The 14,831-nt window shown below is 41.1% G+C and carries 14 protein-coding genes; 6 read left to right on the top strand and 8 right to left on the bottom strand.

Annotated features, from left to right (window positions below):
• Positions 1-81: 81 nt before the first annotated feature.
• From L5B71_RS06425 to L5B71_RS06435, 3 genes are all read right to left on the bottom strand, one after another.
• A complete protein-coding gene (locus tag L5B71_RS06425) occupies positions 82-1,227 on the bottom strand; it encodes an N-acetylneuraminate epimerase (RefSeq protein WP_265757538.1) in 1,146 nt (381 codons plus the stop codon).
• Positions 1,228-1,280: 53 nt separating this feature from the next.
• Positions 1,281-2,264 (bottom strand): sialic acid TRAP transporter substrate-binding protein SiaP, encoded by a 984-nt coding sequence (locus L5B71_RS06430; RefSeq protein WP_265757539.1) that lies wholly within the window; start codon positions 2,262-2,264, stop codon positions 1,281-1,283.
• A gap of 369 nt (positions 2,265-2,633) precedes the next feature.
• Positions 2,634-4,481 (bottom strand): TRAP transporter large permease subunit, encoded by a 1,848-nt coding sequence (locus tag L5B71_RS06435; RefSeq protein ID WP_265757540.1) that lies wholly within the window; start codon positions 4,479-4,481, stop codon positions 2,634-2,636.
• A 345-nt stretch (positions 4,482-4,826) separates the two neighbouring features.
• Here L5B71_RS06435 and L5B71_RS06440 point away from each other — a divergent pair, with 345 nt between their 5' ends.
• From L5B71_RS06440 to nanA, 5 genes are read left to right on the top strand one after another with little or no spacing between them, the layout of a single operon-like run.
• Entirely contained in the window at positions 4,827-5,516 is a 690-nt protein-coding gene (locus L5B71_RS06440) for an N-acetylmannosamine-6-phosphate 2-epimerase (RefSeq protein ID WP_265757541.1), read from the top strand.
• 18 nt (positions 5,517-5,534) lie between these two features.
• On the top strand, positions 5,535-6,422 hold the full coding sequence (locus L5B71_RS06445; protein WP_265757542.1) for an N-acetylmannosamine kinase: 888 nt from the start codon (positions 5,535-5,537) through the stop codon (positions 6,420-6,422).
• An 18-nt stretch (positions 6,423-6,440) separates the two neighbouring features.
• On the top strand, positions 6,441-6,911 hold the full coding sequence (gene nanQ / locus L5B71_RS06450) for an N-acetylneuraminate anomerase (protein ID WP_265757543.1): 471 nt from the start codon (positions 6,441-6,443) through the stop codon (positions 6,909-6,911).
• 23 nt (positions 6,912-6,934) lie between these two features.
• A complete protein-coding gene (locus tag L5B71_RS06455) occupies positions 6,935-7,804 on the top strand; it encodes a MurR/RpiR family transcriptional regulator (protein WP_265757544.1) in 870 nt (289 codons plus the stop codon).
• Positions 7,805-7,823: 19 nt separating this feature from the next.
• Positions 7,824-8,702: an N-acetylneuraminate lyase gene (gene nanA / locus L5B71_RS06460; RefSeq protein ID WP_265757545.1), complete on the top strand. Its 879-nt coding sequence runs from the start codon at positions 7,824-7,826 to the stop codon at positions 8,700-8,702.
• A gap of 588 nt (positions 8,703-9,290) precedes the next feature.
• On the opposite strand, the gene rraB is transcribed toward nanA, so the two are convergent.
• From rraB to galT, 5 genes are all read right to left on the bottom strand, one after another.
• On the bottom strand, positions 9,291-9,722 hold the full coding sequence (rraB, locus tag L5B71_RS06465; protein ID WP_265757546.1) for a ribonuclease E inhibitor RraB: 432 nt from the start codon (positions 9,720-9,722) through the stop codon (positions 9,291-9,293).
• 85 nt (positions 9,723-9,807) lie between these two features.
• Positions 9,808-10,206: a large-conductance mechanosensitive channel protein MscL gene (gene mscL / locus L5B71_RS06470; RefSeq protein ID WP_265757548.1), complete on the bottom strand. Its 399-nt coding sequence runs from the start codon at positions 10,204-10,206 to the stop codon at positions 9,808-9,810.
• Between the two features lie 111 nt (positions 10,207-10,317).
• Positions 10,318-11,355, bottom strand: coding sequence for a galactose-1-epimerase (gene galM / locus L5B71_RS06475; RefSeq protein ID WP_265757550.1), 1,038 nt, complete (start codon positions 11,353-11,355; stop codon positions 10,318-10,320).
• Positions 11,349-12,506, bottom strand: a complete 1,158-nt coding sequence (galK, locus tag L5B71_RS06480) for a galactokinase (RefSeq protein WP_265757552.1) — start codon at positions 12,504-12,506, stop codon at positions 11,349-11,351. Before galK ends, galM begins: the two co-directional genes overlap by 7 nt.
• Before the next feature lie 21 nt (positions 12,507-12,527).
• Positions 12,528-13,571, bottom strand: a complete 1,044-nt coding sequence (galT, locus tag L5B71_RS06485; protein WP_265757553.1) for a galactose-1-phosphate uridylyltransferase — start codon at positions 13,569-13,571, stop codon at positions 12,528-12,530.
• A 218-nt stretch (positions 13,572-13,789) separates the two neighbouring features.
• On the opposite strand from galT, the gene L5B71_RS06490 reads away from it, so the two are divergent.
• The gene (locus L5B71_RS06490; RefSeq protein ID WP_265757554.1) at positions 13,790-14,791 is read left to right on the top strand and encodes a substrate-binding domain-containing protein; all 1,002 of its coding nucleotides are present in this window, start codon (positions 13,790-13,792) and stop codon (positions 14,789-14,791) included.
• Positions 14,792-14,831 lie beyond the last annotated feature (40 nt).

Genomic DNA, 14,831 nt, shown 5'->3' on the forward strand with positions numbered 1-14,831 from the left:
AATAGAATATTTGCAATTATTAATTGTACGAAAAAAAAGCCTCTTGAAATGAGGCTTTAAATTTATATTAATAGAAATATTTTATTCAACAACCAGTTTTTTTCCATCATAACTCATTGTTTGAACTGAGGTTAGCGCTTTTCCTCCTTGACCCTCACCACCGATTAATAGCACTTTATTATCATAGCTGACGCTCACCCCGTAACCAATTGGCTCTGGTAAGTTACCAATGATTTTCCAAGTACCTTTCTTGGCATTGAGTGCATAAACATCACTATGCCAAGTTTTTTTCAACCCACCAGTGCGATGTGCGTCGGTAATACCATTTTGATAATTTGCTCGTGCCCCCGGGAAGTTTGCTCCACCGGTTACAATATAGTTACCGTAGGTGTAGCCCCCCATTGCGCCAGCAATACCTTCTTGTTGTTTTTGCCCTTTCGGTGTTGGTAAATCACCTAATTTTTTCCAAGTAACTCCATTTTTACCGATTGTACCAAGTTCCGTGGTTTGGGTTCGCAATCCTGCTTTTACTTCTCCGTTTACAACAAGAAGTTTGTTATCCTTAATTGCCACCGCTGCCCCTGCTCGTCCTGAGTATGGGAAAATACCTTCGTTACGCCACGTGTTGGTGGCGGGTTCATAGCTGACAATTTCTGGTGAGAAGAAGAAATCCTGTACGCGTAAGTTGAAATAAGGATCAAAAATGGCTTTTTCTTTGTCTTTATCACCACCTGCGGCAGCAATATCTTGGAAAAGTCCGTTCCAAATTTCTTGGTTAATTCCGCCTACAAAATAAATTTTACCGTTGGTTTCTGCTACGCTTGCGCCCACAGCTGAACGTGGTGAGCGGGTTTGCAATTTTGTCCAAGTGTTTGTTTTAGGATCATAGCGATAAGCATCATTGATCACTTGATTTTTCGCCACATCGGTATCTTGGAAACCGCCAAACACATAGAGCTTACCATCTACGCCAGCAGAAACTGGTTGATTACGTTTCCCACCTGGGAAAGTAGGCAACTCTTGCCATTTAGCCTCTTTCTCTTTTAAGTTGAGAGAATAAAATTTATCTCCACCCGTTCCTAAACCAACATAAACGGTATCGCCAATTAATGCCCCTGTTCCGCTTTTAATCCCTACAGGCAAATCAGGATATTGGCTTGCTTGTGCAGCAAATGCTGTCATTGCAATCGCAGCAAATAATGCACTATGTAATGCTGTTTTTTTCATATTGACCTCTTGTCGTTAAGGTTATTGCTTAATAAATTGAGCAAGCAAACCGCTTATTTAGCTAACTCAGAGATTTCTTCTACAGCTTGTTTTCCAACTTCACCATTCTTTTTCAAGTATTCATCGTAGTATGGTTGTAACGCCGCTTTAAACGGAGCAAGATCGGGTTTTGTTACGGTTACGCCTTTTTCTTGGAAGAAAGCGATTAACTCATTTTCACCGTCCACAAATAATTTTGTGTGATAATCTGCCGCTTTAAGAGCAGCTTCTTTCACTACAGCTTTCAAATCATCGGGTAACTCATCAAGGGTTTCATTACTGATAAGGTATAGTTGATCGTTCAAAATATGATTAGTTAAGGCTAAGTATTTCTGTACTTCATAGAATTTTTGCGCCTGAATCGTTGGTAATGGGTTTTCTTGACCATCTACTGCATTGGTTTGTAACGCAAGATACACTTCAGAGAAAGCCATTGGTGTTGGGGTTGCCCCTACATATTTAGCGAAAGCAAGGTTAGTCGCCGCATTTGGTACGCGAAGTTTCAAGCCCTTCATATCTGCAATGCTATTAATTGGACGGTTTGAAGTAGTTTGACGAGTACCGTTATAGCCGATAGAAAGCACGCTCACGCCCAATTCTTTATTGATTTTGGCGAATAAGTTTTTACCAAAGTTTGTTTCTAACACCGCTTTTTTCGCCACATCAAAGTTTTTCAACATATAAGGCAGTGCAAATACCTCCGCTTCTGGGTAGAAAATTTGGAAACGTGCAGATTCCGCAAGGGTGAAGTCTAATGCGCCGTCTTTAAGTTGTTTTAACATTAAGCGATCATCACCAAGCTGAGCACTTGGGAAAATTGCAATTTCAATTTTACCTTGTGATTTGTCTTTCACTTCTTGAGCGAAGAACTCAACAGCTTTATACTCATTGGAGCTGGTGCCAGCAACCATACCAAATTTTAAGTTATAGTCTGCGGCAAACACCGAGCTAGATAGACCTAAACATAATGTAGCAAGAGCAAGTTTGTTTAATTTCATTGCAATTCTCCTTTCATTGATTTGCAGAGTGAACATTAAAATCTAAATGGTTAGGGTGTATTTCTCTTTGGGGATACGACAACGCCAAACAACGGAGGAAACATCCTAATGGCTATATAATAAATGAAGTGATATTTCATTACTGAGAGCTATATCACAAAATTGAAAAAAGATTAAAAAAACTTTTAAGCGTCTCTTATATTGAAATGAATTGATTTTTAAGCGTTGAGTGTTTTATTAATATGAAACGATACTCCATTTTTTCAAAAAGATTTTCCTAAGAATTAAAGTGCGGTGTCTTTTTAGGAATTTTTAGTGATGAAAAAGCGGGTGAATTTTCACCCGCACTTTTTATTTTCTATTTTGTGCTTAAGGCATTAATAGATTTGGAATAAACGTTATAATTTGTGGGAAGACGGTAATAACCACTAAGGTTGTCACTACAGGGATTAAGAAAGGGAGCACTCCTCTGGTTACTGTACTGACAGGCATATTCCCCACACGAGCTACGACAAATAATGCCATTCCCATTGGCGGGGTTAAAATTCCTACCATCATATTTAATGTTGTCATCACACCAAAGAACACCAGATCAATGCCAAAGTGTATCGCAATTGGAATCAGCATTGGCAACACTAAGAATTGTAGCGCAAGGGCATCAATAAACATTCCTAAAAAGAGAAGAAGTAAATTGATCATAATGAGCACCATTGTTGGTGTATCTGCCACTGCCATAAAGAGATCGGCAATGCGCATTGCCACTTGCTCGCGGGCGATCATATCGCCGAAGAAAGTTACCGTCATCACCATTAGGGCTGTTACCCCTGTGATTGCCATTGCTTCAACACAGCTTTTGAACACCATTTTTAAGGTGAGTTCGCGGTATACAAACATTCCAATAATAATCGAGTAGGCAGCGGCGATCACGGCGGCTTCTGTTGGCGTGAATAAGCCGGAGAAAATACCACCAATAATTAAAATTGGGGTTAGGATTGCCCAAATGGCTTTTTTGAATGCTTCACAACGTTGTTGTAATGAGGCTTTTGGCGTTTTTGGATAATGGCGTTTTTTGGCAATCGCATAGTTCATTGCCATTAAGGCGATCGTCAGTAAAACACCCGGTACAAAGCCTGCTACAAAGAGTTTGGCGATAGATTCGTTGGCGATTACACCATAAATAATCATCGCAATACTTGGTGGCACAAGTGGCCCAATGATACAAGATGCTGCGGTAATTCCACCACAAATATCATCATCATAACCAGCATCACGCATTGCTTTAATTTCAAGCTGACCTAATCCTCCAGCATCCGCCAGAGCTGAACCTGACATTCCAGAGAAAATCAAACTTGCTCCGATATTAACGTGTCCCATACCGCCAGAATAATGCCCTAACAAGGCTTTCGCAAAGTTGAAAATCCGTTCGGTTATACCCCCTGTGTTCATTAAAATCCCAGTTAGGATAAAGAACGGAACGGAAAGTAATGGGAAGCTGTTTAGGCTATCAACTAATTTTGATGAGGCTGAATTGACCACACTCCAGCGGGTCATTGCGAAATATAAAATGGTAACAATAAATAGCGACCAACCTACAGGCGTACCAAGAAACATAATTACTAACCATACGATTAAAGAGACATAAACCGCATTGCTGCCGAACTTGATGTAGTTGCTAATACGTAACACTTTGAACCATTCCGGGTGGAGCATCAACATTGCAAATAGAATCAATGCCAGAATAATATAGAAGGTGGCAGGTAAATAGCTCAGTTGATTTTTGTAATTTTCCCCTTGTGCTTGCAGAAAGCGGATAAATATTAAAATTGACATCAATGGCAGTGGGGCATAAAGCCATTTTTCTGAAATCTGCAAGGACACAATCTCAAAACTCGCGTCTAAAAAGACCTTAAAACCTAAATAGATAAATAAGAAAATACAGCTAAAAATGATCAGTTGAACAAAAGAGGTTATGGCTTTTCGCACTTTTTCAGGCATTAAATTCGTGAGAAAGTCTATGTAAACGTGCTGTTGCGAACGCGTTGCCATACTAATGCCAAACATAGCGACATAAACAAAGAGTAAGCGAGCCAGTTCTTCACTCCAGATAAACGGAGAATCAAAAACTTGGCGAGCAACGATTTGGGCTAGAAGAATAAGAAAAATAATGAGAAATAAAACGCCACCTATCCATTCTTCTACTTTATTCAAATATTTCATAGGAACTCCAAAGATGTTCAACTAAAGATTGTGATATTTGTTTATAATCAAATGCGAAACTGATTTGCCTTCTAATGTTTTTATTCTCAAAGTTTAATGAAGTAATATTTCAAAAAAATATGATTTTTTTTGACTTAAGAGAAACATCATTTCCAGCAAAAAAACTTATTTCTCTTTTAAAATACAAGGATAATGGCGTTTTTTCAAACTCTTTAATGAAATTTTACTCCAATTTATGATCTAGATCTCACTTTTAAACTATTTTTCTTGTATTTTATTTTCAGAGGTCTATCCTAGCAGCTAGCGAAAATTAACTTCTTTTCTTAAAAATATCTTGGAGTTTATATGTCAAAATTATCACATCACGATGTGCTAAACCAGCTTCGCTACGGGCTTATTGCCTCTTGCCAACCTGTTGATGATGGCCCTATGGATAAACCTGAAATTGTAGCGGCAATGGCGCAAGCCTCAGTGCAAGGAGGCGCGGCTGGATTGCGAATTGAAGGGGTCGAAAATTTAAAAGCCACTCGTCCTGTGGTGGATAAACCTATTATTGGGATTGTAAAACGTGATTTGCCAGATAGCCCTGTGCGGATCACGCCATTTTTGCAAGATATTGAAGATTTGGCGTTGGCGGGAGCAGATATTATTGCCGTAGATGGCACATTGCGCACGCGCCCCGTATCCCTTGAAAGTGCGGTGAAAAAAATCAAAGAATTAGGTTGTTTGGCAATGGCAGATTGCTCGAACTTGGAAGAAGGGCTGTATTGCCAAAAACTCGGTTTTGATATTGTGGGTAGCACAATGTCGGGGTATACAGGCGGCGAAGTGCCTGATGAGCCTGATTATCAACTGGTGAAAGATCTCAAAGCCGCAGGCTGTTATGTGATGGCGGAAGGGCGCTACAATACCCCAGAACTGGCGAAAAATGCCATTGAAATTGGCGCAGATGTGGTTACTGTGGGATCAGCGCTCACTCGCTTAGAACATATTGTGAGCTGGTTTGCCTGTGCAGTGAAATCTGCAAAATCATAATCAAAGCGAGGACGGCGTATGCGTTGTTTAGCATTAGATATTGGTGGCACAAAAATTGCCGCCGCATTGGTAGAAAATGGCGTGATTTCACAACGCCAGCAAATTAGCACTCCGCAAGATCAGTCTGCACAAGGAATGGAGCAGGCGTTACAAACCTTAGTAACAGAATATGCAGGGCAGTTTGATGCGATAGCCGTGGCCTCCACAGGAATTATTAATCGTGGTGTGCTAACTGCGCTTAACCCCAAAAATTTGGGAGGACTCGCCAATTTTCCACTAAAAGCGTGCATTGCGCGTTACACCGATAAGCCTATTGGCTTACTCAATGATGTGCAAGCTGCGGTCTGTGCGGAATATCAATTACAAGCACAAGATAAAAGTGCGGTGCAAAATTTCTTATTTATTACTGTTTCCACGGGCGTGGGTGGTGGCATCATTTTAAATGGCAAATTAACCACAGGTGAAAACGGCATTGCTGGGCATATTGGGCATAGCCTTGCTGATCCCAATGGACCAATGTGCGGTTGTGGGCGTAAAGGTTGTGTGGAAGCCATTGCATCAGGACGCGCCATTGAGGCGGTGTCTTCACAATGGGTAGAACCTTGTTCGCCAAAAGAGGTGTTTGAACGTTTTAGAAAAAATGACGAAAAAGCTACCGCACTTGTGCAACGTTCCGCACAAACTATTGCCAATTTAATTGCCGATATGGTGATTAGCCTAGATATTCAAAAAGTGGTGCTAGGAGGTAGCGTAGGCTTGGCAGAAGGTTATTTGCCTTTAGTGCAACAATATTTACAGACAATGCCAGCGTTTTATCAATGCCCTGTTGAAGCCGCCCAATCTGGTGCTGATGCAGGCTTATTAGGTGCGGCTTATTGGCTAGAGCAACAAGTAGTAAAAAAATAAAAATCGAAGGAGTACAAAATGATTTTAGGCGATTTAACCCGTGATGATTTTGCCAGAGGTTTACCAAGGATACTGGCAGAAATTTGTCATCAATTAAAACGAATGGATCTCACAGGATTAACTCTTGGACGCCACGATCTCACTGATCAAGTTTATATGAATGTGATGGAATTGGACACCGAACCAAGTGATAGCAAGCAAGCGGAACTTCACCATCAATACATTGATATTCAACTGTTAATTAGCGGTAACGAGGTGATTGAATACGGCGTGAATGAGCCTGATCTGAGTGCTTATAATGAGTACAACGAGGAAAGTGATTATCAACTTACGCCAGATATTCCCAATAAAAGTGCGGTGCGTTTATCGCCAAAAATGTTTGTCGTGTTTTTCCCTTATGAGCCTCATAAACCGGGCTGTATGGCAGGGGAAAAGCCTGAATTTATCAAAAAATTAGTGGTAAAAGTACCTGTGGATTTAGTGAGCTAAACAAACATAAGGGGAAAAGCTTTATGGTTGCAACAAGTGGGAATATTCTGGATACCATTGGGGCGTTGTATAACAGCCTGACAAAAACGGAGAAGAAAATTGCGACGACAATCTTATCTTCTCCGCATTTGTTAAGCCAATTTTCATTGGCGGAAATTTCACAGCAGTTTGATGTGGGGGAAGCGACATTTATTCGTTTTTGCCGAACCCTCGGGTTCAAAGGTTTCACTGATTTCAAATTACAGCTTTCCATTGAATTGGCAACCAAAGAAAAACAGCAAAATTCTTTGTTAGAAAGCGATATTAGCAAAAATGATGATACGCAGAACATCGCAGAAAAACTGCATAATTCCATTAATAATGTGATTAAAGAAACCATTAATTTGCTTGATGTAAAACAGCTTGAACAAGTGGTGCTGGCAATGCGTCAGGCAAAACGCGTATTTCTTTTCGGTGTGGGCTCATCAGGCATCACCGCAGAGGATACAAAACATAAATTAATGCGTATTGGGTTACAGGTGGATGCTATTAGCAACAACCATTTTATGTATATGCAAGCCGCGTTGATGAATAAAGATGATGTAGTGATTGGTATTAGCCATTCAGGTTATTCCAAAGAAACTACACAATCTTTGAATATCGCCAAGAAAAATGGGGCAACGACCGTGGCACTAACCCACAATTTACGCTCGCCCATTACACAGGTTGCTGATTATGTTCTTATCAACGGACATCGACAGGGGCAACTACAAGGCGATTCTATCGGAACAAAAATTGCACAGCTCTTTGTGTTAGATTTAATTTATGCCTTGATCGTGCAAGCCGAAGAAGAAAATGCAACAGAAGTGAAGCAAAAAACCGTGAATGTGATTTTAGAACAGCGGATTAAATAAATTAGTTTAGGAGAAACCAATGAAAAATTTAAAAGGCATTTTTAGCGCCTTACTTGTATCTTACAACGAAGATGGTTCAATCAATGAAAAAGGCTTACGTGAAATTATTCGCCACAACATTGATAAAATGAAAGTGGACGGCTTGTATGTGGGTGGTAGCACAGGGGAAAACTTTATGATTTCCACTGCAGAGAAAAAAGAAATTTTCCGCATTGCCAAAGACGAAGCAAAAGACCAAGTAGCACTGATTGCACAAGTAGGTAGCGTCAATTTACACGAAGCTGTGGAATTAGGGAAATACGCCACGGAACTCGGTTACGACAGCCTGTCTGCAGTAACCCCGTTCTACTACAAATTTAGCTTTGCAGAAATCAAACATTATTACGACACCATTATTGCTGAAACAGGCAATAATATGATTGTCTATTCCATTCCATTCTTAACAGGTGTGAATATTGGCGTGGAACAATTCGGTGAATTGTATAAAAACCCGAAAGTGTTAGGCGTAAAATTCACTGCAGGTGATTTTTATTTGCTAGAACGCTTGAAAAAGGCCTATCCTGATCACCTTGTATGGGCGGGTTTTGATGAAATGATGTTACCAGCTGTGGCCCTTGGCGTGGACGGTGCGATCGGCAGTACGTTTAATGTAAATGGCGTTCGGGCAAGACAAATTTTTGAACTCACCCAAGCAGGTAAACTGGCTGAAGCCCGCGAAATTCAACAGGTTACTAATGATCTTATCGAAGGCATTTTGGCAAACGGCTTGTATCTCACCATTAAAGAATTGCTTAAACTTGAAGGCGTGGACGCAGGCTACTGCCGCGAACCAATGACCGCCAAAGCCACCGAACAACAAATTGCCGTGGCAAAAGAGCTAAAAATTAAATATCTATAAGATAAATTTTTAAACGAAAGGTTAGCGAAAGCTGACCTTTTTTTGTTACTTTCATCAATCCTGACAGCAAGTGCAATACTATATTAAGTTGGGGGAATATTGCTTATAACGATGGAGATAAATTGAAGATGGGCATAATGAGCAAGGATATCTTTTAGATATGTGTCTATTTTAGCTGATAATTTTAACTTGAATGTTTAATTCTCGATTACGCTAAATTATGCGTAATAACTACGCATTTTATAAATCAGCCAATATGCCAGCGATAGTAATGACTAAGAAGGGTGGGGATTAACTTATCGTAAGTGGTGTAACTACTAACTTAAATATTGTGAATGGCAAACGCCCGAAACCACTTGATGTAAAAGTGACTTTAAAAGGAGTGTGGAAAGTGAAAAAAGCTAACCCTAAAGTAAGAGTGAAAGCGTCAGGTAGTAGTACAGAGCTTGTTTTCAGTAGCTTCTTTGGGATTCCAGAGGAAGTGGTTTTATATCATTAAGATGAGCTATTGAAATAATAAAATACCCGCATTTATTAAAAGTGCGGGTATTTTTTTATAGGTTTTTAGTTGAAATTAAAACGATGCGATTAATGATGATTTGGATGAGTATCTTCTAAGTCATCAAAAAACTCGCCATCTTCACCGTATTCATCATCTGTAGCATTAGGATCTTCAAAGTAAGTTCCCCAGCCATCATAAATACCATTTAATTTACTAATTATTGGTATAAGTTCTTGCTGTTGAGTAGAAATGAGTTCAGCATTTAGTTCAATTTCGCTAATCGCATCAAAGGAAAATAAGAGTTTACCCTCTTCATCTTGAAATTCTTCCGCGTCAGATACTTCATAACCAGCTTTAAACACATCAACTGCAATTTTTTCTAATTTGTCAAAATCATAATGGCTAATATGGTGTTCGATAATGTAAAGTGCATCGGGATCACTACCATCTTCTAATAATTGAGAGATGATTTCCTGTGTTTGTTGTTGTAATTCTGTGTTATCGGGAATTGCTTTCATAGTTTCCTCCTATATAGTGAATTGAGTGGATTGCGGAGATAAAAAAACTCCCTACGATGAGGGAGATTGTAACCGAAAGCAAGAATTATTTTTTCAATAAATCACGAATTTCTGTTAATAATTTTTCTTCATTTGAAGGTTCTGCTGGGGCTGCTGGAGCTTCTTCAACAGGTTTTTTCATTTTATTGATACCTTTGATTACTAAGAAGATTGCGAAAGCAATAATCACAAAATCAACGATATTTTGTACGAATAGACCATAGTTTAAGGTTACAGCTGGCACTTCGCCTACCGCTTGTTTTAAGACAATGTGTAAATCTTTGAAGTCCACGCCACCAGTAAATAGACCTAATACGGGCATAATCACGTCTGCGACGAATGAACTTACGATTTTACCAAATGCACCACCGATAACCACACCGACAGCCATATCAACAACATTTCCACGCATTGCAAATTCGCGGAATTCTTTCATAAAACTCATAAAAGCTCCTAAGGTTAAAATAAGAGATAAATTAATTAAGGAGCGTATTATAGAAGTAAAAATTGAGATGTACAGAACTATTTTAGTTTTTATTCGCACATTTTATTTATTTTATGTGGCGTTAAAATTGTAGTCAAACTGATACTCAATCCATTGTTTATAAGGCCGATTTTTCTTACTAATGCCGCCATATTTTTGCCATTCTGGGTGGTTTGGGGTGTCTGGCAGGCATTCGGGTTCAAGGGCGATGCCTTGATAGTCTTGGTAAGTATAGCCTAGGCGATTTGGCGTGCCAGCCAGATAATTTCCTGTGTAAATTTGTAATGCTGGTTGTGAGGTGGAAAGGGTAAGGGAAAGCTCACGATTGCTGGAAGTCAGCACAGCGCAAGGTTGTGTGCCATTGAGTAAAAAGGCGTGATCATAGCCTTTGGTGAGCTGCTGTTCTTGTTGTAAGAAATCTTGCGCAAGAGGTTTTTCTTGGCGGAAATCAAAACTTGAGCCTTGCACGGCTTTGAGTGGGGCGCTAGGAATGCCTTGTTCGTTCACCGGTAAAAAATAGTCTGCATTGAGTTGCAGAAAATGTCCTCGCACGTCCGCGCCTTGGCTTGCGTTATCTAAATTAAAATAGGCGTGATTGGTGAGATTAAGTGGTGTGTATTCATCGCTTAGGGCTTCAAATTCAATGCGAATGCTATTTTGTTGCGTTAAGCGATAAGTGGTTTTTACTTGCACATTGCCGATAAACCCTTGATCTCCATCTGGCGAGAACAGAGAAAATTGGACAAAATTATCACCGCACTTTTCCACTTGCCAACGGCGTTTATCAAAGCCTTCACCGCCGTGAAGTTGGTGTTTGCCTTGATTGGCACTAAGGTAAACCGTTCTGCCATTTAAACGAAAACGGCTGTTGGCAATGCGGTTGGCATAACGCCCCACGGTTGCACCTAAATAGGCTTGTTGTTTTAGGTAATCAGGCACTTGCGCGCCCAATAGCACTTCTTGTAAGTCGCCATTAACAGGTACTTGGCAAGAAAGCCAAGTTGCGCCCCAATCCATTAATTGAATGCACATTCCTTTCTGATTGGTTAGGGTAAATAGGTTGAAGGGCTTGCCGTCTGGCGCAAGCCCAGTGTGAGATTGTCTTAACATACGGTGACCCCTTGTGAGGCAGTGCAAACATAAAAATCTTCTTTTAATCCGGTTTGTTTTTCGTAGTTTTCTGCGATGATATTACGCACCGCGTCCACCTTATCCAACGGTGCAACCACCACGATACAGCCACCAAAGCCACCGCCTGTCATTCTTGCGCCGCCTGTGTTACCCACAGCAAGTTGGGCTAGTTCGACTAAGTAATCAATTTGTGGCACGGTGATCTCGAAATCATCGCGCATTGAATCGTGGGATTGTGCCATTAATTGCCCAAGTTTTGTGAGATCACCTTGTTTTAAGGCTTCCACCGCGGCAAGCACGCGTGCGTTTTCGCTAACAACGTGTCTGGCGCGTTTAGCCACAATAGGATCAAGTGCGGTGAGTTTTTCTTCCATTTTTTCAAATTGTTCTATGGATACATCACGCAAGGCTTTCACGCCAAAAAATTCTGCAGCTTGTTCGCATTGTGCACGGCGTGTGTTGTATTCGCCAGCCACTAAATCGTGTTTAACGTGAGAATTGACGATCATCACTGCCACATTATTAGGGACAGGGGTAGGTTGGGTTTCAAGGCTACGGCAATCGATCATCAATAAATGATCTTTTTGGCCAAGGGCGGAAATTAATTGATCCATATTGCCGCAATTCGCGCCTACAAATTTGTTTTCTGCTTGCTGCCCGATTAACGCCAGCTGCGTATCGCTGAGCGGAAGTTGTGCGAGCTGCTGGCAGAATTTACCCACCGCCACCTCAAGAGAAGCGGAAGAGCTTAACCCTGCAGAAAGTGGCACATTGCCACTAATGACTAAATCTGCGCCTTGTTTGAAGTCGGGACATTGCGCTTGAATAAATTTCACCACGCCACGCACATAGCCCGTCCATTTGTGTGCAGGATTAGGCTCAATAGGTTTAGCAAGATCAAACTCGTCAAACTCATCAAGATCGGCCGCATAAACACGGAAAAGGTTGTCATCACGTTTTGCACCGCATACTGCTGTGCCGTAATTAATCGCACAGGGCATTACAAAGCCGTCATTGTAATCCGTATGCTCGCCGATAATATTGACACGCCCAGGGGCATAAACACGCAGATCAAAAGTGCGGTGGAATTTTTCGGAAAATAATTGTTCTGCTCGTTGTTGTGGGGTCATTGGTTATCTCCTTTCTCTGATTTAGCGTAATTTATAATGAATGTCGCTTAAGGCACGTAATCTTTCTGCTGCTTGTTCTGCGGTGAGATCGCGCTGGCTTTCGCCCAGCATTTCATAGCCCACCATAAATTTTCGCACCGTGGCAGAACGTAATAATGGGGGATAAAAATGCGCGTGCAATTGCCAATGATCATTTTCTTTGCCATTAAATGGGGCAAAATGAAAGCCCATTGAATAAGGGAAAGAGGTTTCAAACAGATTGTCATATTTGGTGGAGAGCAATTTCAAAGCAAGCGCTAAATCTTGCTGTTGTTCAGCGCTGAGCTGGGCAAAATTTTTAATATGGGCTTTTGGCAACAACAACGTCTCAAATGGCCACACAGCCCAATAAGGCACAAGGGCAACCCAGTGTTTGGTTTCAACCACAATGCGTTCTTTCAGCGCTAATTCACGCTGCACATAGTCCACCAATAGTACTGAACCGTATTTTTCAAAGTAACGTTGTTGCGCTAAATCTTCTTGCGCCACTTCATTAGGGAGAAAACTATTCGCCCAAATTTGCCCGTGTGGGTGCGGATTGGAACAACCCATTGCAGCCCCTTTATTTTCAAAGATTTGCACCCAAGCATAACGCTGCCCTAGCTCGTTAAGCTGAGTTTGCCATACGTCAATGACATCAGCAATTTCTTCCACCGTCAGCAATGGCAAGGTTTTGCTGTGATCAGGTGAAAAGCAAATCACACGGCTTTCTCCCTCTGCTTGAGCGGTTTGAAAAAGGGGATCAGCACTCGGCGCGGGGGCTGGCGTTTGTTCTAACAAGGCGGAAAAGTCATTTTTAAACACAAAAGGCTTGCGGTAATCAGGGTTTTGTTCACCTGTAATGCGCTTATTGTTTGGGCAAAGGTAGCAGCTTGGATCATAGCAAGGTTTTTGTTCTTCTTCATTTTTTTCTTGCTGACCTTGCCACGGACGTTTTGCTCGATGGGGAGAAACCAGCACCCAACGGTCAATCAGCGGATTATAGCGGCGGTGTGGATGATCGGCCGCAACAAATTGTTCAGACATAATATTCCCCTTTCTTGAAATTTTTTGAAAACGGTTACATAAACACTGCTATAAAATAACAGATTACACAAAATAAACTTTTAACTAGATCACAAATTAGCAAATAAGTAGCATTTTTTGTGATAAAGTTGTCATTTTTAAGGGGAAGCGTTTTCAATCGAACTGAATTCTTTATATGATAAGTGCGGTGTTAATTTGCAGAGTTTTTAGGGGAGAATATGATTACCATTCGTGATGTAGCAAAACAGGCGGGTGTTTCGGTGGCAACAGTTTCGCGCGTGTTGAATAATCATTCTTCTGCTAGTGAAAAAGCTCGTCTGGTAGTGCAAAAAGCAGTGCAGGAATTGGGCTATCACCCTAATGCTAATGCGCAAGCCCTTGCTTTGCAAACCACCGACACCATTGGTGTGGTGGTGACTGATGTTACTGATCCTTTCTTTGCGATTTTAGTGAAAGCAGTGGATAAAGTGGCGGAGCTACACCACAAAAGCATTTTGATCGGCATTGGCTATCATAATGCGGAAAAGGAACGTAACGCGATTGAAACCTTGCTACGCAAGCGTTGTAGCTGTTTGGTAGTTCACGCTAAAGCGTTGAGTGATGAAGAACTCAGCCAATATTTAAGCCGTATTGCGGGAATGGTGGTGATTAATCGCGTGGTACAAGGCTATGAAAATCGCTGCGTGAGCTTGGATAATACCAAAGGTACGTTTATTGCCACGGAAAATTTAATCCGCCTTGGGCATAAGCAAATTGGCTATATTGGCTCAAATCACCAAATCAGTGATGAAGCAGAACGCATTCAAGGCTATTTGAATGCTCTTGCGCAGCACAATTTGCCAATGGCAGAACACCGTATTGCGCACAGTTCACCTGATTTCGAGGGGGGCGAGCAAGCGATGATCCATTTGTTGAGCTACAATTCTGATTTAACTGCTGTGGTTGCCTACAACGACACAATGGCAGCGGGTGCCATTTCAGTTTTGAATGAAAACAGTATCAACGTGCCGAAACAATTTTCCATTATCGGTTTTGATGATATGCCGATTGCTCGCTATCTGATCCCTAAGCTCACCACCATTCGCTATCCCATTGATTTAATGGCAACTTATGCAGCAAATCTAGCGTTAAGTTTGGTGGATAACCGCATTAATACACCAATTCATACCCAATTTAACCCCACCCTAGTCAGACGATTTTCCACAGAACCTTGTGATTGATTTATGATCATCGTCACATTTTTGAATATTTTTTGTAATC

Origin of the sequence: Avibacterium sp. 21-586 (assembly GCF_026226775.1) — a bacterium.
Classification (GTDB): domain Bacteria; phylum Pseudomonadota; class Gammaproteobacteria; order Enterobacterales; family Pasteurellaceae; genus Avibacterium.